This is a genomic window from Epilithonimonas sp. JDS (assembly GCF_021261315.1).
Taxonomy (GTDB): Bacteria; Bacteroidota; Bacteroidia; order Flavobacteriales; family Weeksellaceae; genus Epilithonimonas.
In genome coordinates, this window is sequence record NZ_JAJSAX010000004.1 from 227,350 (window position 1) to 248,297 (window position 20,948).

Genomic DNA, 20,948 nt, shown 5'->3' on the forward strand with positions numbered 1-20,948 from the left:
CTTATAAAAAGATGGCATTTGATATTTTTGAATCTAATTCTTATTTCAATTTGTCAACGAAATTGTCTGTGTAATCCTTTTGAGAGGCAACAACAACTTTTTTTGCCTGATCTGCACCGTAAATCAAATCGATTTTCACTTTTGCAGGCTCAGTTGGTAAGTTTTTGTAGCTAAGGAAGTAATGCAAAAGACGGTTAACTTCTGCAGATGGCAACTCAGAGATGTCTCTGATGTGGCCGTAAACCTGATCTTCTACCAAAACTGCGATGATCTTGTCGTCTGCCTCACCTTTGTCAATCATCTGGAAACCTCCAATTGGAATAGCTTGCAAAAGAATGTTACCTGAAGTGAAGTTATGAGAACTCAATACGCAGATGTCCAAAGGATCGTGATCGCCTTCTGTAACGTCGGTTGCGCCAGTTGCAACGGCTAGATTTTTCACTTCTTCTTCGCAATATGTTCTTGGCACAAAACCGTACATTGCCGGGATGATGTTGGAGAATTTCTGCGGGCGATCTACTTTCAAATAGCCGCTTTCTTTGTCAACTTCGTACTTAATCGTGTCTGTAGGAACAATCTCTACGAAAACGTTTACAACTTCCGGAGCGTTGTCTCCAGCTGAAATCCCGTGCCATGGATGGGCTTTAAAATTTGGAATCATTTATTATATTAGTGTTTATATTATTTTGTTAAGTTCTTTTCTAAGATTCTCGATCGTATCAGCAATATAGTCTTCGGAATCGAGGTAACTCATCAGGAAAACAGTTTTGAAATCTTCCAGTTTTGAGTTTTCATTCAGGTCTTCGTATGTTTTGCGAAGGCTTTGAAGAATGTTGTTCTTGCTTGTGATAATGTCCTGCCAGGACGATTTTGAAATATATAACTGCTGTGAAGCGTTGTACTCGAATTCCTCTGTAATGTTTTTTTCAGTCAGGAACACAAACTCGTGTGGCTGGAGGTTTTTATCAAATTTCATGACGAGATTTGATGGTTTCAAACGCTCTAAAAACAAAGTCATTCTTTCCAAAGCCTGTAGCTTGATTTCGCTGTTGGTTTTGGTTGCCAGGAAATTGATTTCCTGCTTTTTGAGTTTCATAAAACCGTGAACAAACTGCCGTGCAAAAACCAAAAATGGCAAAGCAATGATCATCGCCGCAGCGTAAGGAAAATATTCTGAGTCAAACATATCTGAAATCGGACTGCAAAATTAAGAAATTTTTAGCCAATTTTTGATCAAATCTTTTTTAGAATTCTGAATCACGTGATATTCCTGCAAATCGGAGCCAAAACTTTTGAAGAAAACCTCGATGCCACGGATGCTTCCGCCCATAAAGTTGAAGGCTTTGGTTTCGATATTCAAATCTAAAATCCTGTCTATCAGGAAAGATGCGCCGTTATGGTTTTTCAGTTCTTCATTATTCAGAAGACCTAGAAGCGAGAAACAGTTCTCATTATTAATCAAAACTGCGACGTTTGTTAAATTTTCCTCATAATAACTTCCGAACATTTTAAGTTGCTTTTTCTTATCTAGAAACAGAAGATATTGAATGAAAAAATCCATATCACTCTCCTTTTCCAAACCTTTGAAATTATTTCTGATGAATTCCAAAATATCTTTCTGCGCGAATACTTCTCTGAACTCAAGATATTGCGCGGTCTTCACAGTTGATTTTCTCCCTTTGAAATATTTTTTGCGTCTGAGAAAAGCGTATTCCTGGACTGGAAGATAGAAATTTTTCTTTGTAACGAGTTCGGTTTCAAAGTCATTGTGGAAATTGAAACTATAATTGATGACGTTGTAATTGGTCTTTAAAAACTTAAGGAATTTTTCATCGATGATTTTATCAGACTTCCCAAAAATCCCCAATTGCTGACAGAATAAAGGCATCAAAACCACTTTGAAAAAAGTCTTTTTCACAAACGGAATCGGCATCACAGCTTCGTAATCACCAAAAACCAAAAGTTCCCAGTTTTTACTTAAGAAATCGAGTGTTTCTTTTTCACAATAGAAATTTTTCTGAGCAGAATTTTCTATGCAATTGTTATATTTCTGAAAATCAATATCTTGATACTTAATTCTTTCTATCATTATAAAATCCCTTCGTCTTTAAAACTATAATAATTATTCTGCGTCAGAATCAAGTGGTCGAGCAAATCGATGTCCAATAATTTTCCTGCGTCTTTTATTTTTTGAGTAATGTTGATATCTTCTTTACTTGGTTTCAAACTGCCAGCCGGATGGTTGTGAGCTACGATGATTTGAGTGGAAAAATGTTCCAAAGCCGTTTTGAAAACTACACGAACATCGGCGACAGAACTCGCGATTCCACCTCGGAAAAGGCAGGTTTTGTACAAGATTTTGTTTTGATGATTGAGGAAAATCGCCCAAAATTCTTCCGTCTGCAAATCTGACAAATGCGGTTGCAAAATATCGAATGCGTCTCTGCTGCTACTTATCTGCTGTCTTTCAATAACTTCTTGCTGCGATCTTCTGTTTCCTATTTCCAAAGCTGTTGCAATAGAAATCGCTTTTGCCTCACCTACACCTTTGAATTTCAGCAAATCCTGTAATGAGAGCTGACTTAGTCTGTGCCAGTTGTTTTCGACAGAATTCAATATTCTTCTTGCCAATTCCACTGCTGATTCATCCCGATTTCCGCTTCCCATAATGATGGCCAACAGTTCCGAATCTGAAACTGCCGATTTCCCTTTCAATAGGAATTTTTCTCTAGGGCGGTCGTCTTCCGCAAGGGATTTTAGGTTCAAGGTTTTTGGTTCTGAGTTTGAGAATTAATTGTAGGCGTAAATTATCAATTTTTTATCAGATTTGTCAATATGTTGCTCCAAAATTTTAAAGAAATTATCAGAAACCATCGGGCAACCGAAACTTAAACAAATCTCGTCTTTCTGCTCCACATCCGGAACGCAACTCAATCTGTGCAAAACAATGGCTCTGCTTCTTGCATTGCTATTGGTTTTGTCCAATCCATCTAATCGATAGGATAATCCAAATTGACCTTTATACTTTTCAGAAATAACATACTTTCCCAAAGATGAACAGTGCGAACCATCACTATTACTGAACTTTAAAATTCCATTCGCTTTTCCGTCTTCCGAACCGTCGCCGTGCGCCACCAATGCTTTTTGAATGATTTTCCCCGCTTTCAAATCCACCACATAAAATCTGAATTTGGAAGACGAGATTGAGAAATCAATAAGAAAAGCTTTATCCGAATTGTAATTTAATTCTTTGATAAAGGCTTTTAAATCGGTTATTTTCTGAGAAATTTTTGCTTCCGGACTTGCAAATTGAATGGATTGATTTTCCTGAGATTTGACTTCGCAGGAAATAAGGAGAAGTGAGAAAATTAAAAGTAAAAATGGTTTCAAAAGGATGTGTTTACCAAACTAAACGGGAATTTTTAAAAAATAATATTGATGTTATTCTATTAGACTTTTAAAATATCCTTTCGCATTATAAATAGAATCATTAGGTGTAAATTTGATTTCTAATTCAATTTTGCCATAAATACTATCTCCTTTTTTATAATTTGATTTGTTTAAAATCAATTTCTGTTGTTTTATGATATATGGTTCGGATCGTAAAAAATCAAAAGTAGATACAACATCTGTATATGATTCTGCTGTTGTGTAAAAATAGTTTTTATACTTCAAAACATTAATGTTTATGCCCGAAAAACCGTCTCCACTGTTGAATCTTAAAATTAGAAGATTTGGATATTTGGGGTTTAAGGTAGAATTAAAATTAGAACTTACAGTATCACTTTTATTTTCAAAGAGCGCAAAATCAGTTTTTACTTTTGCTGAATCAGAATTTATAAAAAAATTCTGAAATATTTTTTTGTCAAGAATTTTAATACCTTTTGATTTATTTATATTCTCATCATAACTTATTTTGTTCCATTTTGAAACAAAGTAAAGTACTCCTAAAACAGAAATAATAAGAATAAATAACAGTATAAGTTTAAGAATTCTTTTCACAAACTATCAATTGAATATCTATAAAACAATCTGCCCATCCTTCATTACCAGCTTTCTATCCGTACTTTCTGCCAAAACGGAGTTGTGCGTCACAATCACAAAAGTCTGATGATATTTGTCCCTCAAATCAAAAAATAATTGATGAAGCGCATCAGCATTTTTGGAATCCAAGTTTCCAGTTGGCTCGTCTGCGTAGATGATTTTTGGAGAATTAATCAAAGCTCTCGCAACTGCAACTCGCTGAGATTCACCACCCGAAAGTTGAGATGGTTTGTGGTGCAATCGGCTGGCAATATTCAAATCTTCGAACAATGAATGTGCTTTTTCCAAAACTTCTTTTTCAGAAATTCCACCAATTCTGGATGGCAAAAGAACATTTTCCAAAGCTGTAAACTCCGGCAACAACTGGTGATTTTGAAACACAAAACCAATATTCTTGTTCCTGAATTTAGACAATTCACGGTCTTTCATCTTCAGAAAACTATTGCCGTCCAAAGCGATATCGGTTCCGTATTTATCTGGATCGGAAGGATTGTCCAAGGTTCCCAAAATCTGAAGAAGCGTAGATTTTCCCGCGCCGGATTCTCCAACAATTGAAACGACTTCTCCTGCTTTTATCGTGATGTCAACGCCTTTCAGAACTTCCAGAGTTCCGTAGAATTTATGTATGTTTTTTGCTCGAATCATAGTATTGCTTTTGGCTTGTAGCGAATTGCTTTTGGCTTTTTATAATATTAATTAAAAAATATCAACCACAAAAGTCACAAAAGTTTTTTTTTGTTTTCTAAGATTTCAAAAGTTTAAAAAAGCCTAATAACAATCTAATTCTTTTTTGTTCTTTTATAGAAATTAATTCCCCTAAATCCTTTGTGACTTTTGTGGTTACAAATCAAACTCCTTTTGAATGTTTGCCTTTTTTTGTCTTAAATCTTCGTCAATTTCGCAAATTTCAGGATAAGATTTTTCTCGCCTTCATTTTTGAAAATTACTTTTGCTTTGATGTTTTGAGGGTCGGTTCCGTCCAGAAATTTCACTTCTCCTACACCGAAACGGTCGTGTCTTACCAAATCGCCAACTTCAATATCTTGTGAAGATTGCCCTGCAGGATTGATGATTTTTGCTGTCGCAACCGGTTTCAATTGTTTTGGAACTGGCGCATTGATATTGCGTTCCAGCGTTTTCTTCTCCTCTTTCTTTTTGAAAAATCGAGGTTCGGAAGGCGTGTCATCGAAGATATTGGAATCGATTCCGGAACGGTTGATGAATTTCAACTCATTCAAAGGATTGATTAATTCAATATATTTTGAATCGATTTCGCTCAAAAATCTTGATGGTTCCGCGTCGGTAATTTTTCCCCATTGGAATCTGGAAACGGCGTATGTGAAGAAAACTTCCTTCTCAGCTCTTGTCAAAGCAACGTAGAACAGACGTCTTTCTTCTTCCAATTCTTCCCTTGTGGACGAACTCATAAAACTCGGAAAAAGATTTTCTTCCAATCCAACCAAGTGAACAACAGGGAATTCCAGACCTTTGGACAAGTGAATCGTCATCAACGAAACTTTGTTCGTGTCGTCGTCCTTATCATTTTGAGTATCAGAAGACAACGCAATATTTTCCATAAAATTGGACAAACTTGGGTCGCCATCTTCAATCTGAATTTGTTCCTCGATAAAACCTTGCATCGAGTTCAGCAATTCCTGAATATTCTCGACTCTCGAAATGCCTTCAGGCGTTTGGTCTTCTTTCAGTAATTTGATGAGTCCGCTTCGTTTCGCGACTTCCATTGCGACATCGTAAACGTTATCAGTTTTCAACATCACTTGGAAAGCTTTTATCATCGCCCAGAAATCGCCAAGTTTTGTTAAAATTCCATTATTTAAGCCTAATTGTGGCGCATAGAATCCGAGATTATCCAAAACCTGCGTTGTCGGAACATTCTGAGAATCTGCAAAAACAATCAGTTTGTTTTGAGTCGTTTCACCGATTCCTCTTGCCGGAAAATTGATAATTCTCGCCAAAGCTTCAGAGTCATTTTCATTAACCAAAAGTCTTAAGTAAGCCAACAAATCTTTCACTTCTTTCCTTTGGTAGAACGACAGACCGCCGTAAACTCGATACGGAATATTCTTTTTTCTCAACGCATCTTCAAATGCTCTGGTTTGAGAATTGGTTCTGTAAAGAATTGCAAAATCGGAGAAATGGCGCTGTTGTGTATTGTGTTTTTCGAAAATATTGGCGGAGACAAAGTTAGCTTCGTCAGCATCAGAAAGGCTTCGGTAAACTTTTATCTTTTCCCCGACTTCATTTTCACTGAAAACATTTTTCTTGAATTGCTGTAAATTTTTAGAAATCACGACATTCGCCGCGTCCACGATATTTTGCGTTGAACGGTAATTTTGTTCCAATGAAACCGTGACTGCATCGGGATAATCTTTTTTGAAATTCAAGATGTTGTAAATATTCGCGCCACGGAAAGAGTAAATGGATTGTGCATCGTCTCCAACCACGCAAATATTTTCGAATTTGGAAGCCAAAGCTTTGACAATCAAATATTGAGAGTGATTCGTATCTTGGTACTCATCCACCAAAATATATCGGAATCGGTCTTGATATTTTGCTAGAACTTCTGGAAATCTCGTCAATAATTCATTGGTTTTCAATAATAAATCATCAAAATCCATCGCACCGTTTCGGAAACAGGCTTCGACATATTTTTTATAAATCTCGCCAATTAATTTCATATTCGCCTTTTCATCGGCTTCCATCAATTCCGGATTGTTGAAATAAGCGTTAACTGTGATGAGATTATTTTTATACTGAGAAATTCTCGAAAGTACTTTCTTCGCTTTATAAATATCAGAATCGATGTTCAAATCTTTGATGACCTTCTTCATCACATTCAGCGCGTCCTGCATATCGTAAATCGTGAAGTTGGACGGATAACCGAGATGGTGACCCTCGCTTCTCAAAATTCTTGCAAAAACCGAGTGAAAAGTTCCCATCCAAAGCGACTTTGCATCACTTGGACCTACGACTTTTGCGATACGCTCCTTCATTTCCTTCGCCGCTTTGTTGGTAAACGTCAGCGACAAAATATTGAAAGGGTCTACTCCATTTTTTATCAGATGGGCAATCCGCATCGTGAGAACTCGGGTCTTGCCAGAACCTGCGCCTGCCAAAACCATCAACGGTCCTTGTAATGTGGTAACTGCCTCTAGCTGAGGCTCATTCAATCCTTTCAGATAATCCATTCTATTCTCGAAATTTTAAGATAACAAAAATAGCGTTTTTTATGCAATTTTCCAGTCCATTATCATTTGATTTTGGTCGATTATGGGTAATTTTGCACTTGTAAAAAATGAATTCCCAAACCACCATCAAATCTAATAAAACCAAAACTTGAAATCAGACTATCTTAAAAACGAACTCCTCTCCTTTTTCAAATTAAAACCTTCGCCAAGAAGCTGGCACATTCCTTTTCTGGCGGGACTTGCGGTCGGTATTCCGTTGATGTTTGGCTACTTTTTGGGCGACATCAGGTCTGCGCTCACAGCGAGTCTTGCAGGATTGGTCATCATTTATATTCCCAGCAACAGTGGATTTGTCGAGACGATGATGAAGATGTTTGTCTGCTCGTTTGGGATGATTATTTCGTACAGTTTGGGCTTGGCGTTTAGTTTTAATCTTTGGATTGCGTCTTTGGTTTTCGGGATTTTATCGACGGTTGCTTACTTTGTTGCGAGATATTTTAATCTAAAACCACCTGGAAGTTTTTTCTTTATAATGATGGCCTCAATGGCAATCGGACTTCCACACGCGCCGGAATTGATTCCAAAACGTGTTGGGATTTTCACGATTGGAACATTGAGCGCTTGTCTTATCTGTTTGATTTACAGTTTGTTGATTTCAAAAAAGGAATTAAATAAAAGCGTTACAACTTTTAACATCAATCCTTATGTCAATCTCGTAGAATCCTTTATCATCGGGATTTGTATGCTGGTTTCGGTGTTTGTGGGTAAGTTTTTCAATCTTGACTATCCGTATTGGATTCCGATTTCCAGTTTGGCAGTTTTGCAAGGCGTAAATAGCTATCACATCTGGAAACGCGGTCTGCACAGAATTATCGGGACAACCATCGGACTTGGAATTGCGTGGTTGATTTTCTCGTACGTCACATCTTCTTTATGGATTTGCATTTGCATCATCACGCTTCAAATCATCGTCGAAATCTTAATCACAAGACATTACGCTTTGGCAGTGATGTTTCTCACACCAATGGGAATCTTACTCGCCGAAACCGGAAGCTCTACTTCACTTGAACCCGATTACTTATTGCAAATGAGGTTTTTAGAAATTTTAATTGGAAGCGCAATTGGTTGCATTGGCGGTTGGTTTTTGTACAATGAGAGAATCAGATTCAATTCCATCAAACATTTGAGAAGGTCAAAAGTGGTTTTAAGAAAGAGTTTCCAGAGAACGAAATAAGCTTTAATGCATCGTGGCAATGTAGGCGAAAAGACACAAAACCGTTACAACCGCAAGAACTATTATCGTATTATTAGCATCGGCCAAGTCGTTTTTGTTTTGCTTTCTTAAGTTTTTTGCCTCCGCAATCATAATTCCAAACCACGCAATTACAATTGCAAGCGCTAAAATAGCAACGTCCATTTCGCCATTGATTGCGGCGACAAACAAAATTCCAAGCGTCAAAACCGACGCAATGATTAGAATCACGACTCTTACAATACTGTGAATCAACACATTTTGCTTTGGAACGGGAAGATTTGAAATCTCCCTTTTATCTTCCTTGATATCGAACAATTCATTAAATTCTTCGTTCATATCACTTCTGTTTTTGATACAATTTGATGAAAAAAGAAGTAAGTCCTGCGTAGGCCAAGATCTGTAAAATATTGGTTACCAGATAGACATTTTCCGAAAAGCCATAGCGCTGGAACATATACGCCAATTGAATTAAAGTCAAGGTGATAAGGGAAACAACTGCTATTAAAGTGTAATTTTTCATCAATGTTATTTTAATTAAAGATTATCAATGAGTAAGTTAAGTTTTTTAGAAATTGTTTCTTTCGAATAATCGCTGAAATCAAATTTAAGGTTTTTTACTTCAGAGAACTGCGATTGCAAATCTTTTTTCTTTTCGATAATAAATTCTAAATCTGAAGGATAAGTTGTGGGAAAAATTGCCGGTTTTCCATATTTGACGGCATCGCCGATATTTCCGCTGATTTTAGTTTTTCCATAAGTTTCCTTGATTGAAAAAAATTTGGTTTCGGTTTGAATTGGGCAATATAGAATATTCGCTTTCATCATCCATTGGTCAAATATTTCTTGATTTAATTTTTCTTTAAAATATTGAATTTTAATAAATTGAGGAAGTTTATCTACAAGTTTATTTAAGGTTTCTAATTCTTGACCTGCTGCTTTTCCAAGGAATATGATTTCATAATTTTGATTAATATCTCTAAAGCTTTTCAACTTCTTAAAAAAAGAAAAATAGTCTCTTCTACTTTGAGAAACTGCGCCTGGAATGACAATTCTAATGACGTCATTTTCTAAATTTTCGGAATCAAATTGATTATAATAAATCGGAAAATATTCTAGATTATTTTTCTTCGAGATGGTTTCGTCAATACCTAAAAGATATTTCGCTCTTTGATAAACTTTGGATGATTCCAAAAGTCCCTCTTTGAGGAATAATTTGAGTCTATATCGTTGGTCTTTTTTGAAAATACTTTTGAACAATTCCCATCTCGAAGCTTTTGTAAAGTTCAGATTATGAACTACAATCGCGGTTTTACAATTCTTAACAAGCGCTTTATAAAAATTGAAATGCCGATGAACCGTTCCAATGATAATAAAATCATAGTTTTTCTTTTTCAAAACTTCCAAAAGCTCGGAATAATCTGTCAAAAACACGTTATCACCTTCCAATTTCAACAATTTGTAAATCTTCTCCGAAAAATAAAAATCCACAAAAAACTCACTTGAATTCTTTGTCAATTCAAAGAAATTATTGGCCAGTTCAGCGTGCGTATCGAGTTCTATGTAAGCGATTTTCTTCATAATCCGAAGTTTTTGAAGAACTCTTTCCAACGTAGATTTCGGATAAAATTAATTTCCTCTTTGTTCAATTCCCGCTTTTCATTTTGTTTCAAAAAAGAATTAATCGTTGTGAAAAACTCTTTCGCAGAACGATTTTTAAAAGAAGACTTAGCTGAAGAAATCATCGCCAAAGGCAAGCTCAAACCGATATTGTAAAAATACTGTCCAAGTTTTTCCGCTTTCTGGTCTTTGTATTTATAAGCTGTCGGGCGCAAATGTTTGACCCAAATATCTTTGATAGTCACCACTTCCCAACCGTGTTTTTTCGCCAGCAAAACATCCAGATTGTCCCAGCCCAAAACGGGCCGAAGTCCATTCATCGCTTCAAAACATTCTCTCCTGTAGGCCTTTATCGGACCACGAACGTGATTTTTGGAAGACAGATTTTCGAAAACCCAATCGTGATTTTTATTACTGAAATCAAAGAGATTCTCACTGGGCAATTTCAGATTTTTAATTTGTGGATTTTGCTTGTAATTTCTGATGTAAACCAAGCCGGAAACCAATCCAGCTTTAGGATTTTCCTCAAAAACTTGATTGACCTTTTCAAGATAATTTCTTGGAAAAACAATGTCTGCATCGTACTTGCAAATCACATCGAAACCTTTCCAATCCACAGATTCCAAACCCTTGTTAAAAGTCTGCACCACTTTTGCACCAGGCTGATGTTCAGAAGTTTGGAGATTTAAAAGTTGGAAGTTTGAGGTTTGAAATTGGAAGTTTTCTACGATTTCTTTGGTTTTGTCGGTAGAACCATCATTCACAACCACACAGGTAAAGTCCTGAAAACTCTGCTTTTGCAAAGATTCCAAACACGAAGCAATGCTCTGTTCTTCGTTGTGCGCAGGAATGATAATGAGAAATTTCAAATTGGTTGATAGTTGTTAGTTGATGGTTGTCAGGGTGAGGCGAAGTTATCCTGAGCTTGTCGAGGGGAAGCTTTTTAAAATTGATTTGACTTTAATTTCACTTCAAATAAAACTTCCGGCGTCTTTGGACTTTCAAATGTTGAAGTTTTATATTTTTTCTTGGTAAAAATCGCGCACATCGTATTTTGCGGATGATAAAGATTTTGATGCAATTCTTTCGGCAACGCATCCAAAATCGCTTTGAAAACTTCATATCGGATTTTCTCCGGATTATAAGCGTAGTCGTGCCAAACTACAACTGTTTCATCGTGGACCAAATGCTGAAAAACCTTTTCTGTATCGTGTTTTACCATATCATAAGAATGGTCGCCATCGATGAAAATCAAATCATATTTTTTATTCAATCCAGCAAAATCGTATGTTTTCGTATTTCCTTCCAGATGCAGGATTTTTGGATTTTTCTTAGACAAAATGCCGTGCAGTTCCGCGTATCTTTTGTTCCAGCCCATCGCTTCCATTTCTTCTTTGGAAAGGTTGAGCGTTGTACAATCATCAATTTCTTTCGCAACATTCCAAACACTTTCGCCTCGCCAGGTTCCAATCTCGAAATACGAGTTTTTTTCTTTTGCTAAGGTCTTTAACAAAGCCAAATCCGTAGAAAGTGAACCACCGTCCAAAATGCACAAATCAACATCCGCTTCAAAATTTCCACCCGAAATCTCGTCCAAAGAAACTTCCGGAAGACTTAAAAATTGAGGATAATCTTTTTGAAATTCCTGTTTTCTAATATCATTCAAATCGAGAATAATATTGAGCAAACTTGGTTCTTTGATGATGTATTGAATGGCGTTCTTTAACTTCTGAAGCTTGGTCATTGATGGTGGAAATTAATTTTTAAAATGGTCTAATTTGAGTTAGAAGCCGAAAGTTACTGATTTTTGGCAAATTATTAGGAAAAATCCCTTTATGATTCAGTGAAAAATTATACATTTCTTAATATCAGAAAATTCTTAAAAATCAATTTCCGAGGTATCTTTGCAAATTATTTTAATGATATGGATGCAACGATTGACCACTCAGAGAACACCGCAACTTCCCTGATTTCTTATATATTTTTCACTTTTATCGGTTACTTTATCATCGGGTTGTCGCTTTCCGTCTTACCGATTTTCATTCATCAAGGTTTGGGATTCAGTATGTTGGTGGCGGGAATTGTGATTAGTTTGCAGTATGTGATGACGTTTGTGATGCGCGCTTATTCCGGAAAAATCGTGGATAACAAGGGTCCGAAACCAGCAGTGTTGGCAAGTATGCTGAGTTTTTCTGCAACTGGTTTTATATTGATTGCCGCGTTTTATTTTAAGTTCTCTCCTATCACAAGTTTGATATTTTTAATTTTCACAAGATTATTAACAGGTTGTGCAGAAGGAATGATTGGCGCAAGTCCCATCAATTGGGCGATTATGACTTTTGGAGAAAAACATACGGCGAAAATCATCTCTTATAACGGCGTTGCTTGTTATGGCGCATTGGCGTTAGGTGCATCTTTGGGCGTTGTCATCATCAAACATTTTAGTTTTTACGGTCTGGGATTGCTGATTGTTATTTTAGGATTAGTCGGATATTTCATTGCAAGAACTAAAGAAAACAAAACCGGAAAAAAATCGGATGAAGAACAAAAATCATTTTGGAATGTTTTGGGAAAAGTTGCACCTTTTGGAGCCTGTCTTGCTTTGGGCGGATTGGGATTTGCCACGATATCAACATTCATCACACTTTACTACGACTTTCACCATTGGGAAAATGGCGCGCTTTGCCTGTCTGTTTTCGGGATTTTGTTCGTCGTTTCCAGGTTGATTTTCAGTAATGCCATCAACCGATTTGGCGGAATCAATGTTGCGATTGCTAGTTTGGCGGTTGAAACATTGGGTTTGACTATCATTTGTTTAGCCACACATCCTTATTTTGCTTTGATTGGAGCTGGAATTACCGGATTAGGATTTTCATTGATATTCCCAGCTTTGGGCGTGATGGCGATGAAGACTGTTTCATCTTCCAATAAAGGCTCAGCGTTGGCTGGTTACGGTTTATTCATTGATATTTCTTTGGGAATCACCGGTCCGTTGATTGGCGGCGTTGCTGATTATTTTGGTTTGGCTTATATCTTTCCTTTCAGTATTGCGATTGTTTTGATTGGATTGGGATTGGCTTATTATATGAAAATGAAATTGGCTGAATAATCATTTGATTCTGCTATTATTTAAGATTGATTATCAGAATTATTAAGTTCTATTTATAAGGAATTTTTAGTTTTTATATGTCTTCGAGAGCCTCAGACTGACAATGTTTGAGTTCCAAATTATTACATTTTCAGAACTTTATATTTGATACGGAATTTTAGTTTTTATTTGTCTTCGAGAGCCTCAGACTGAAAATGCTAATCTTTGAATAACCTTTTTAGGTCTTCGACTCCGCTCAGACTGACAATGGATTGATGTTGGAAATCTGAGTTAGGTTTGTCACACTGAGCGGAGTCGAAGTGTTTCAGGTTAGGATTGACAATCTTCTTTTCTATTGGAAGACTACTTTTACAAACAAAACCCATAGCCCCGATTGCAGTGAAAATCCTTTTTTGCGTTTACTGAAAGATCTATTTATAGGGAAATCGTCGGGCAAAAAAGATTGCAACGGAAAGCGGGAAAAAGCTCCTAATTAATCTCTCGAAAACTCGATTTTCAGAATTCGATAAAAAACACGATTTTTGCAGTCTCAAATTTTATTATGTCTTTAGAACAAGAAATCAGCAGGAGAAAAACTTTCGGGATCATCTCTCACCCCGATGCGGGAAAAACGACGCTTACAGAGAAACTTCTTCTTTTTGGAGGAGCTATCCAGGAAGCGGGCGCGGTAAAATCCAACAAGATCAAAAAAGGTGCAACCTCCGATTTTATGGAAATCGAGCGCCAGAGAGGGATTTCCGTAGCGACCTCGGTTTTGGCTTTTGAGTATAAAGGTCATAAGATCAATATTTTGGATACGCCAGGTCACAAGGATTTTGCTGAAGATACTTACAGAACTTTGACGGCCGTTGACTCCGTAATCGTTGTGATCGACGTTGCAAAAGGGGTTGAGGAACAGACAGAAAAGCTGGTTCAGGTTTGTAGAATGCGAAATATTCCGATGTTGGTTTTCATAAACAAATTGGACCGTGAAGGGAAAGATGCCTTCGATCTGCTGGATGAAGTTGAACAGAAATTGGGACTTCGTGTGACGCCACTTTCGCTGCCAATTGGTATGGGAGCGGATTTCCAAGGGATTTATAATATTTGGGAAAAGAATATCCAATTGTTTTTGGAAGAGAAAAAACAGAAAGTTGGTGAGGCAATCAAATTTGATGATATCAATGATGCTCAAATCGATGACTTGGTTGGGGTAAAAGCAGCTGCGACGCTTCGTGAGGAATTGGAATTGGTGGAATCCGTGTATCCGGAATTTGACCGAGATGACTATATGAAAGGCGATCTGCAACCGGTTTTCTTCGGCTCTGCTTTGAATAATTTTGGGGTTCGTGAGTTGCTGGATGCTTTCATCGAGATTGCGCCGAAGCCTCAGCCAAAAGAAAGTTCGACGCGAGTGGTGAAACCTGAAGAGAAAAATTTCACTGGATTTGTATTCAAGATCCACGCGAATATGGATCCGAAGCACAGAGACCGTTTGGCGTTTGTGAAGATTGTTTCCGGAACTTTCAAGAGAAATGAAAATTATTTACTCGTAAGAGAAGGCAAAAAGATGAAGTTCTCATCTCCCAACGCTTTCTTTGCGGACAAAAAAGAAGTTGTGGATGAGAGTTTCCCAGGCGATATCGTTGGACTTCACGATACAGGAAATTTCAGAATTGGTGATACTTTGACGGCTGGTGAAAAGATCAGTTTCAAAGGAATTCCGAATTTCTCTCCGGAACATTTCCGTTACATTAATAACGATGATCCATTGAAAGCAAAACAGTTGGCCAAAGGAATCGACCAATTGATGGACGAAGGTGTTGCCCAGCTTTTCACGTTGACAATGAACAACAGAAAAATCATCGGAACGGTTGGAGCGCTGCAATACGAAGTGATTCAATATCGTTTGGAGCACGAATATGGCGCCAAATGTACCTATGAGCCCATCGGAATCCACAAAGCTTGTTGGGTGGAAGCGGATGAAAGATCTGAGGAATTCCAAGAATTTGCGAGATTGAAGCAGAGATTCCTGGCGAGAGATAAATATGACCAATTGGTTTTCCTGGCAGATTCATCTTTCACGATCGTGATGACGCAGGAGAAGTTTCCGAATGTGAAGTTGCATTTTATCAGTGAGTTTGCGACAGCTGTTGATTAATAAAAATTTAAGCCTCAATTGATTGAGGCTTTTTTGTGGAAAATTTTAACAACAATTCAGAATAAAACTATCTTAAATAATCCTTTACCAATTCCAAATCCTCTTCCAAAAGAATTAGCGGAACTACAATCGGCATTTTACCTTTCTTATAAAGCAAAGCCTGAACATTTGCGCCATTGATCCTCGATTTTGTATCAATCACATTTTTATTTAGCAAATTGAAATTTAGAAATCGTTTGTTCAAATATTTTGTCTGAACACCTAATTTTCCAAGACTTTCGCTCAACTCGTGGGAATAGAAATTCCAGTCATCCATCGCTGTGAAGTAATTTTCAGCTTCCGGAGAATTTTCGTCTTTGAAGGTTTTGGTTTCTGGATCAAAAATGATGAGTCGGGTTTCTGAGATCGTTTCTATTTCTTTGGGATTAGGATTTTTTGGAGATTTATAAGATACAATTTGCATTGGATTTTCAATATCAATTCCTTTCAAAATATTCCAGCCTTCATCGATTCTTCCAAACTCATTAAGGAAAAATGTGGTGTCGCCGCGTTCTTTTCCAATTAGATAATCGTCGTATTCATCGTAATGTGCGTAGGTTTTGGTTTTCATTAATTCTGTAACGAAATCACCATCTGTATCAAATCTCGCCTGACCTTTAATCTCTCCATTTTTGAGATATAAAATAGAACCGCCATTCGCTGTGAAAAGATGCTGAACATTATTTCGTGGATTTTCAGTGCTGATATTTGAAATTTGCGTAACCGTATCTTTTGTCGTCTTAATATCTTCCGAAGTCTTAACTATTTCCTTTTTGCAGGAAAAAAAGTTCAAACTGATAATAGCTGCTAAAGTGATCTCTCGAAATTTCATTTTAAAAATCTAATGTCTGTTATCGCAATCTGTATATAAATCAGGATAAGAATTATCCAGAAACGTAATGGCAGAACACCCAAACGACTCCGAAACAAAGCCAAAAACAACAGGCGGTTTCCCTTTGAAGAGATTTCCGGACCATTGATAATCTGTATATTCTGTGCTTTCTACAAAATTGAGCGGTGTAAATTCTGCGCCTTCGCCTTTGGTGTAAGTTTTTTCTAGAACTATTTTTCCATTTTTTACAGCCACAAGTTTTCGCTCATTGATTTCGTTTTCCAGCATCAAATCCTGAAGGTAACATTCGGTTTGTCCAACTTTATATTTGTAGGATTTCCCCAATTTCAGTTTTGAGTTGATCTTTACCGGAAATTCTTTTGCTGATGATTTTTCCCATTTTACCGGATTTAATTTTTGATTGGCGAAAGGATTTTCTTTTCCAAAGTAAGCCAGAGAATAATTCGTTTTCTTCATAGATTCTTCACGGCTGACTTTTTCGTTCAACTCAAAACCAATCATATAATAATAGTCCGAAATCTCATCATCTTCGCCTGAGTACAGATTCAAATTGGCCACAGCTTTCAGATTTTTAATGGGAAATTTCTCCAGAAGATTATCCTTATAATTAAAAAGATAAAGCGTATCATTTTCCGAAAGTTTGGTTCCTTTCAACAGTTTTTGTCTGTAAAATGTTGGCAGTTCAAAATGCTTCCTTTTTGAGAAAGGAATATTTTTTTGATTCTTAATGATTTCCGGCGGAACAGTTATAGAATCGTGGTAAATATCAGACAACGAGATGAATATATCATCACGATCACCATTCTCAATCGAATACAGATCGAAAATATGAAAGTCATCAAAATTGATTTTCTTTTTAGAAACGGTATCTGTTCTCGACTCATTCTTTTGAGGAGTTGCAGTCTGGACGACTTTTTTTTCTACTTTTTCGCAGGAGAAAATAAACATTAAAACTGATAAATAAAGAATTGCTTTTGCCATCTCTGATTCTATTTACTCAAAATTATGAAGAAAAATTTTATCTTTAAGGAAATTTTTAACTTGGAAACACAAGAGATCATTCAGCGTTTTGCAATCCTTTGCATTTCTATTTGCGCCATTTATTATTTTACCAACAGAAACAGAAGGATAAGATTACATCCGCTTTTCAGTTTGGTCAGCATCTGCACATTTTTTATGTGTTTGATTTTCAAACAGGTTGAGATGAGCGTCGGCATTGGATTTGGGCTGTTTGCTGTTTTTTCAATTTTGCGTTTCCGAACTGAAAGTTTTTCGATTCAGACCGTCATCTTTTTATTCGTTTCCATCACGCTTTCAATGTTGGATATTCTTTTGCCAATCGACCATCTGGAATTTTTGCTGGGAATCAATCTCGTCATTGTACTCTGTTATGTTTATCTTAATTTTTTGGAGAAAAAAACACCGTCTTCTTCAGAAAAAAATGTCATCGAAATCATCGCATCAACAGATTTTATGAACTTAGATGAAACTGAAAAGAAATTATTTCTGTCCGAAAGAATCCAGTTCAAAACCTTCAGTTATCAGATCAAAACGATTAATTTGATCGAAAATATCGTCATCATCAAAGTTTCTTACTAATCCATATAAGCTCTCGCCTGTTTGATGTAAAGTGTTCTGTTTTCCCCAACGATTTTGAATTCGATGTCCAAAGGCATTGGTTTGTTGGCGATTTTATATTTCTTCCACAGCGTGTACATTTTGCCTTCGATCTTTGGCGAAATTTTGAATAAGGTTTCAATTTCGGAAGTTTTAAGAATCGGTTTTTTATCATTAAGGCTAGATGTTGAGCGGTAATCTACGCTTAGTTTATTATCCAGAAAATTGAAATTGTGGACATAAAATTCGTCACAAGTCACGCCAATTTCGGGTTTTACTACCGATTCTTCGCCTTTCTGAACATTAACCGTAATTCCCTGATATTCTTTACGATAAATATTTTTCGTAATCAAAACGCCATTCGCCAATTCGTCGGGAAACGAACGATGGACGAGAATTCCCATTGCGCAGGAAAGATGATCGATATTGAAAATGTCACGCTCGTGGAAAGCTCTTTCGTTCCAAAAACTTGCCCAGACGTCTAAGATTGCTTTCTCGACAGTTTTTACTGAATCGCCAAGAATCGCCGATTTCGAATCATACAAACCGGCACCATTGAAACCTGCAAGATCTTCCGCATTGGTAGAAGACCGGAATTTGAAATTTTTAAATTGATTTTGTTGGCTCAAAGTATTTGTAATCAAAGCTATAAGTTCAGGATCAACTTTTGATTTTTTGATAGTTTTTCTGATTGCTTTCAGTTTTTCGTCAATCAATCTAATGGAATCTTTCGGAAGTGCAAGAACTTCACTAATTTCTTTATCAAAATGGTTATTTTTGATATGTTCATCATAATAATAGAACGGAATTCCATAAGCAAACTCGGGTGTTTTGAAGGCTTTTACTTCCTTCTCCACGATTTTAAGAAGTCCAAGATTTGTCGCTTTTGAACCGATGATATTTTGGGGATTTGCAGGTAAAGTTTTATTAAGATCGATTAAATCTTTAACTTCAAGATTCTTAACCAAGGTAATTCTGGGCTTTGCTTTTGTGAGTTTTATTGGTTTTGATGTCAATGCAATTTTATAATTGTCATCGGTCACAATCAGTTCCACCTTTTTGTCAATCAAATTATTGATTTTAGTTTTCCCAAAAACTTCTGTATCAACGTATAAGGGAATATTTCTATTTTTTGCGAGTAAAACCAGATGACTCAACGGCGTTTGAAATTCGGTTACAATGATGGCTTTTACATTCGGGATGATTTCCGGCGTAGAATTGATGATGATGATTTCGTTTTCTTTCGGATAGAATTTTGGATTTGACTTTAAATCGTATTTCTTCAAAATCCCAATCGCACTACCTTTTTCCACGGATTGTTCGGTAAGATTTTGGAAAATAAAATCTGAATAAACAATTGGGATTTTCAGCGGTTGCTTTTGATTCAATGCAATTAGCCTTGGTGTGCTCAGATAAAATTTGACCTTAGAACCAAAAAACACATTTTTCTTGACCTGACTGAAGAAAAACTCAATCAATTTTGCATTCATTTGGTCAGACGCTGCCAATTCCAAAACCCAATCATCGGATTTTTCTATGTAATTCAAATTCCCTAAAAGAAACGCTCTGTCATTGGTCGCATTGTAACTTGCATCATTGAAGCTTCCCAAATCTTTTGAAAATCCTAAAACTTCCTCACAAAAATCGTGATGGTATTTGTATTTAATACTGTTGAAAAAATAGATTTTCTTGTCAGAATAATCATAAACCACTTTTACGGATTTGATATTGGTGAATTTATCCGTCAGCGGTTTTCCGGCCAGATTGATGAATTGCTGTTTCTGCGTGATTGAATTAACAAAATCCTTCTGAGCGAAGAAGAATGCAGAAGCCAGAAAATAAAACAGAATGATTAATTTTTTCATCAGATTAGTTTTTGTGAAATGCAATTTAGAATTTAATTCCTGAATATCTCAATTTTTCCTATTATCATATTCGATAATTTTCTTGTAAAATCTTTGTAAAATAATTTTAAACAAATGATTATCAATCTGTTAAAATAATACAAGAACAATTCATTTCATTTACAAATCAATCGCCGACAGCCTTGGTAGTTTTACATCATAAAATTATTCAAAATGAAAAAATTAATATTGACCGCAGTTATTTTGAGCACGTTAACAATGTGTAAGAAATCAGAATTAGAACAAGCCAACAACACCATCGCAAGTGCAGATTCATTAGTTGATAACATTTCCGAAAGCGTAGCAAAATTTGATTCTACTGCCAACACAATTGTTGATTCAGTCAATCTGAAAGCTAAAGATCTTATCAAAAATAAGGAAGAAATCGAAAAAGCTTTTGAAAACAACAAGAATAAAATAGATTCGATTGGTGAGAATGTTGAGAAATTCAAAAAAGAGATTGAAGATAAAAAAATCAGTTCAAATATGGATTCGATTAAAAATTCGATTAAAAAAGAGATTCCAAAACCTAAAAAAGAAACGGTAACCAAAATCATTTACAAAGAAAAACCAAAACAAAACGATCAGCCGAAAGTTGCATCAATGATGAAAAAAGGTTATATTGAAATCAATGTGGATGATATTGCGTCGGGAAAATATTTGGTTCAGGAGCAAATCAGAAAATATGACGGAACCATCAAAACTGAAAATCTGATCAGCAATGACGAATTCCAAACTTATTACATCACGGCGAAAGTGCCACTTCAGAAATTCGATTATTTGGTGGAAGAATTGGCAGATCTTGGGACAATTAAAAATAAAAATGTTGAAATTGTCGGAAGTGATTACAACCAAAACAAAATGTGCGACATAGAAATCACAATGTATGGCAACAAACTTCAGCCAGCTGATGATGATGAAAACAAAAGTTTCGGAGACAAATCCATTGATGCCGTTTCTTCCGGATGGAAAGTGATTGGAAGCATTTTGCTCTTCCTACTACCCTTCTGGCCGCTGTTTCTGCTTGCGGGAATTGGCTATTATTTCTATAAAAAGAAAAATTCAAAAACTCAAAATCCACCAGAAAATAAAGATACTAACGAAAATTCTTAAAACGAAAAAGACGCTTAATTTAAGCGTCTTTTTCTATAATAAATAGTG

Annotated in this window: 21 protein-coding genes; 5 read left to right on the forward strand and 16 right to left on the reverse strand. The window is 36.2% G+C overall.

All coding sequences use genetic code 11. The annotated features are described in order from the left end of the window. Nucleotides 1-40: 40 nt before the first annotated feature. The 8 genes from LUD75_RS13275 to LUD75_RS13310 all read right to left on the reverse strand — a co-directional run bounded on the left by LUD75_RS13275 (nt 41) and on the right by LUD75_RS13310 (nt 7,253). On the reverse strand, nt 41-661 hold the full coding sequence (locus tag LUD75_RS13275; RefSeq protein WP_232706211.1) for an inorganic pyrophosphatase: 621 nt from the start codon (nt 659-661) through the stop codon (nt 41-43). A gap of 15 nt (nt 662-676) precedes the next feature. Beyond that, nucleotides 677-1,186: a hypothetical protein gene (locus LUD75_RS13280; RefSeq protein ID WP_232706212.1), complete on the reverse strand. Its 510-nt coding sequence runs from the start codon at nt 1,184-1,186 to the stop codon at nt 677-679. 21 nt (nt 1,187-1,207) lie between these two features. After that, nucleotides 1,208-2,089: a hypothetical protein gene (locus LUD75_RS13285; protein WP_232706213.1), complete on the reverse strand. Its 882-nt coding sequence runs from the start codon at nt 2,087-2,089 to the stop codon at nt 1,208-1,210. Beyond that, nucleotides 2,089-2,766 carry a DNA repair protein RadC gene (gene radC / locus LUD75_RS13290; RefSeq protein WP_232706214.1) on the reverse strand — a complete coding sequence of 226 codons (678 nt, stop codon included), beginning with the start codon at nt 2,764-2,766 and terminating at the stop codon, nt 2,089-2,091. The genes LUD75_RS13285 and radC overlap by 1 nt, the downstream gene beginning before the upstream one ends. Before the next feature lie 24 nt (nt 2,767-2,790). Further along, nucleotides 2,791-3,390, reverse strand: coding sequence for a murein L,D-transpeptidase catalytic domain-containing protein (locus tag LUD75_RS13295; protein WP_232706216.1), 600 nt, complete (start codon nt 3,388-3,390; stop codon nt 2,791-2,793). Nucleotides 3,391-3,441: 51 nt separating this feature from the next. Beyond that, nucleotides 3,442-4,002 carry a hypothetical protein gene (locus LUD75_RS13300; protein WP_232706217.1) on the reverse strand — a complete coding sequence of 187 codons (561 nt, stop codon included), beginning with the start codon at nt 4,000-4,002 and terminating at the stop codon, nt 3,442-3,444. A gap of 18 nt (nt 4,003-4,020) precedes the next feature. Beyond that, nucleotides 4,021-4,689, reverse strand: a complete 669-nt coding sequence (locus LUD75_RS13305) for an ABC transporter ATP-binding protein (protein ID WP_034979113.1) — start codon at nt 4,687-4,689, stop codon at nt 4,021-4,023. A 236-nt stretch (nt 4,690-4,925) separates the two neighbouring features. Then, nucleotides 4,926-7,253, reverse strand: coding sequence for a UvrD-helicase domain-containing protein (locus LUD75_RS13310; RefSeq protein WP_232706219.1), 2,328 nt, complete (start codon nt 7,251-7,253; stop codon nt 4,926-4,928). A gap of 148 nt (nt 7,254-7,401) precedes the next feature. On the opposite strand from LUD75_RS13310, the gene LUD75_RS13315 reads away from it, so the two are divergent. Continuing rightward, a complete protein-coding gene (locus LUD75_RS13315; protein ID WP_232706220.1) occupies nt 7,402-8,487 on the forward strand; it encodes an FUSC family protein in 1,086 nt (361 codons plus the stop codon). Nucleotides 8,488-8,490: 3 nt separating this feature from the next. On the opposite strand, the gene LUD75_RS13320 is transcribed toward LUD75_RS13315, so the two are convergent. The 5 genes from LUD75_RS13320 to LUD75_RS13340 all read right to left on the reverse strand — a co-directional run bounded on the left by LUD75_RS13320 (nt 8,491) and on the right by LUD75_RS13340 (nt 11,869). Continuing rightward, entirely contained in the window at nt 8,491-8,844 is a 354-nt protein-coding gene (locus LUD75_RS13320) for a hypothetical protein (RefSeq protein WP_232706221.1), read from the reverse strand. Between the two features lies 1 nt (nt 8,845). Then, entirely contained in the window at nt 8,846-9,028 is a 183-nt protein-coding gene (locus tag LUD75_RS13325; RefSeq protein ID WP_034968228.1) for a hypothetical protein, read from the reverse strand. A gap of 14 nt (nt 9,029-9,042) precedes the next feature. Beyond that, nucleotides 9,043-10,086 carry a hypothetical protein gene (locus LUD75_RS13330; RefSeq protein ID WP_232706223.1) on the reverse strand — a complete coding sequence of 348 codons (1,044 nt, stop codon included), beginning with the start codon at nt 10,084-10,086 and terminating at the stop codon, nt 9,043-9,045. Further along, nucleotides 10,083-10,994: a glycosyltransferase family 2 protein gene (locus LUD75_RS13335; protein WP_232706224.1), complete on the reverse strand. Its 912-nt coding sequence runs from the start codon at nt 10,992-10,994 to the stop codon at nt 10,083-10,085. Before LUD75_RS13335 ends, LUD75_RS13330 begins: the two co-directional genes overlap by 4 nt. Nucleotides 10,995-11,068: 74 nt before the next feature. Beyond that, nucleotides 11,069-11,869 (reverse strand): class I SAM-dependent methyltransferase, encoded by an 801-nt coding sequence (locus LUD75_RS13340; protein ID WP_232706225.1) that lies wholly within the window; start codon nt 11,867-11,869, stop codon nt 11,069-11,071. A 99-nt stretch (nt 11,870-11,968) separates the two neighbouring features. Here LUD75_RS13340 and LUD75_RS13345 point away from each other — a divergent pair, with 99 nt between their 5' ends. Next, nucleotides 11,969-13,234 (forward strand): MFS transporter, encoded by a 1,266-nt coding sequence (locus tag LUD75_RS13345; protein ID WP_232706226.1) that lies wholly within the window; start codon nt 11,969-11,971, stop codon nt 13,232-13,234. Nucleotides 13,235-13,775: 541 nt separating this feature from the next. Continuing rightward, the gene (locus LUD75_RS13350) at nt 13,776-15,374 is read left to right on the forward strand and encodes a peptide chain release factor 3 (RefSeq protein WP_232706227.1); all 1,599 of its coding nucleotides are present in this window, start codon (nt 13,776-13,778) and stop codon (nt 15,372-15,374) included. 67 nt (nt 15,375-15,441) lie between these two features. Here LUD75_RS13350 and LUD75_RS13355 read toward each other — a convergent pair whose 3' ends face one another. Further along, entirely contained in the window at nt 15,442-16,245 is an 804-nt protein-coding gene (locus LUD75_RS13355) for a hypothetical protein (protein WP_232706228.1), read from the reverse strand. Between the two features lie 9 nt (nt 16,246-16,254). After that, nucleotides 16,255-17,247, reverse strand: a complete 993-nt coding sequence (locus LUD75_RS13360) for a hypothetical protein (RefSeq protein WP_232706229.1) — start codon at nt 17,245-17,247, stop codon at nt 16,255-16,257. 24 nt (nt 17,248-17,271) lie between these two features. On the opposite strand from LUD75_RS13360, the gene LUD75_RS13365 reads away from it, so the two are divergent. Beyond that, nucleotides 17,272-17,865 (forward strand): DUF4956 domain-containing protein, encoded by a 594-nt coding sequence (locus LUD75_RS13365; protein WP_232706230.1) that lies wholly within the window; start codon nt 17,272-17,274, stop codon nt 17,863-17,865. On the opposite strand, the gene LUD75_RS13370 is transcribed toward LUD75_RS13365, so the two are convergent. Further along, complete coding sequence (locus LUD75_RS13370; RefSeq protein ID WP_232706231.1) at nt 17,862-19,748, reverse strand: PEP/pyruvate-binding domain-containing protein; 1,887 nt, start codon at nt 19,746-19,748, stop codon at nt 17,862-17,864. The two genes, LUD75_RS13365 and LUD75_RS13370, sit on opposite strands and share 4 nt — an antisense overlap. Before the next feature lie 213 nt (nt 19,749-19,961). Here LUD75_RS13370 and LUD75_RS13375 point away from each other — a divergent pair, with 213 nt between their 5' ends. Further along, nucleotides 19,962-20,900, forward strand: coding sequence for a DUF4349 domain-containing protein (locus LUD75_RS13375; RefSeq protein ID WP_232706232.1), 939 nt, complete (start codon nt 19,962-19,964; stop codon nt 20,898-20,900). Nucleotides 20,901-20,948 lie beyond the last annotated feature (48 nt).

Coding starts and splice junctions, on each gene's coding strand:
- LUD75_RS13340 (WP_232706225.1), bottom strand. CDS start 11,869: ATGACCAAGCTTCAGAAGTTAAAGAACGCCATTCAATACATCATCAAA.
- LUD75_RS13355 (WP_232706228.1), bottom strand. CDS start 16,245: ATGAAATTTCGAGAGATCACTTTAGCAGCTATTATCAGTTTGAACTTT.
- LUD75_RS13280 (WP_232706212.1), bottom strand. CDS start 1,186: ATGTTTGACTCAGAATATTTTCCTTACGCTGCGGCGATGATCATTGCT.
- LUD75_RS13330 (WP_232706223.1), bottom strand. CDS start 10,086: ATGAAGAAAATCGCTTACATAGAACTCGATACGCACGCTGAACTGGCC.
- LUD75_RS13305 (WP_034979113.1), bottom strand. CDS start 4,689: ATGATTCGAGCAAAAAACATACATAAATTCTACGGAACTCTGGAAGTT.
- LUD75_RS13320 (WP_232706221.1), bottom strand. CDS start 8,844: ATGAACGAAGAATTTAATGAATTGTTCGATATCAAGGAAGATAAAAGG.
- LUD75_RS13360 (WP_232706229.1), bottom strand. CDS start 17,247: ATGGCAAAAGCAATTCTTTATTTATCAGTTTTAATGTTTATTTTCTCC.
- LUD75_RS13275 (WP_232706211.1), bottom strand. CDS start 661: ATGATTCCAAATTTTAAAGCCCATCCATGGCACGGGATTTCAGCTGGA.
- LUD75_RS13350 (WP_232706227.1), top strand. CDS start 13,776: ATGTCTTTAGAACAAGAAATCAGCAGGAGAAAAACTTTCGGGATCATC.
- LUD75_RS13285 (WP_232706213.1), bottom strand. CDS start 2,089: ATGATAGAAAGAATTAAGTATCAAGATATTGATTTTCAGAAATATAAC.
- LUD75_RS13310 (WP_232706219.1), bottom strand. CDS start 7,253: ATGGATTATCTGAAAGGATTGAATGAGCCTCAGCTAGAGGCAGTTACC.
- LUD75_RS13375 (WP_232706232.1), top strand. CDS start 19,962: ATGAAAAAATTAATATTGACCGCAGTTATTTTGAGCACGTTAACAATG.
- LUD75_RS13365 (WP_232706230.1), top strand. CDS start 17,272: ATGAAGAAAAATTTTATCTTTAAGGAAATTTTTAACTTGGAAACACAA.
- LUD75_RS13325 (WP_034968228.1), bottom strand. CDS start 9,028: ATGAAAAATTACACTTTAATAGCAGTTGTTTCCCTTATCACCTTGACT.
- LUD75_RS13370 (WP_232706231.1), bottom strand. CDS start 19,748: ATGAAAAAATTAATCATTCTGTTTTATTTTCTGGCTTCTGCATTCTTC.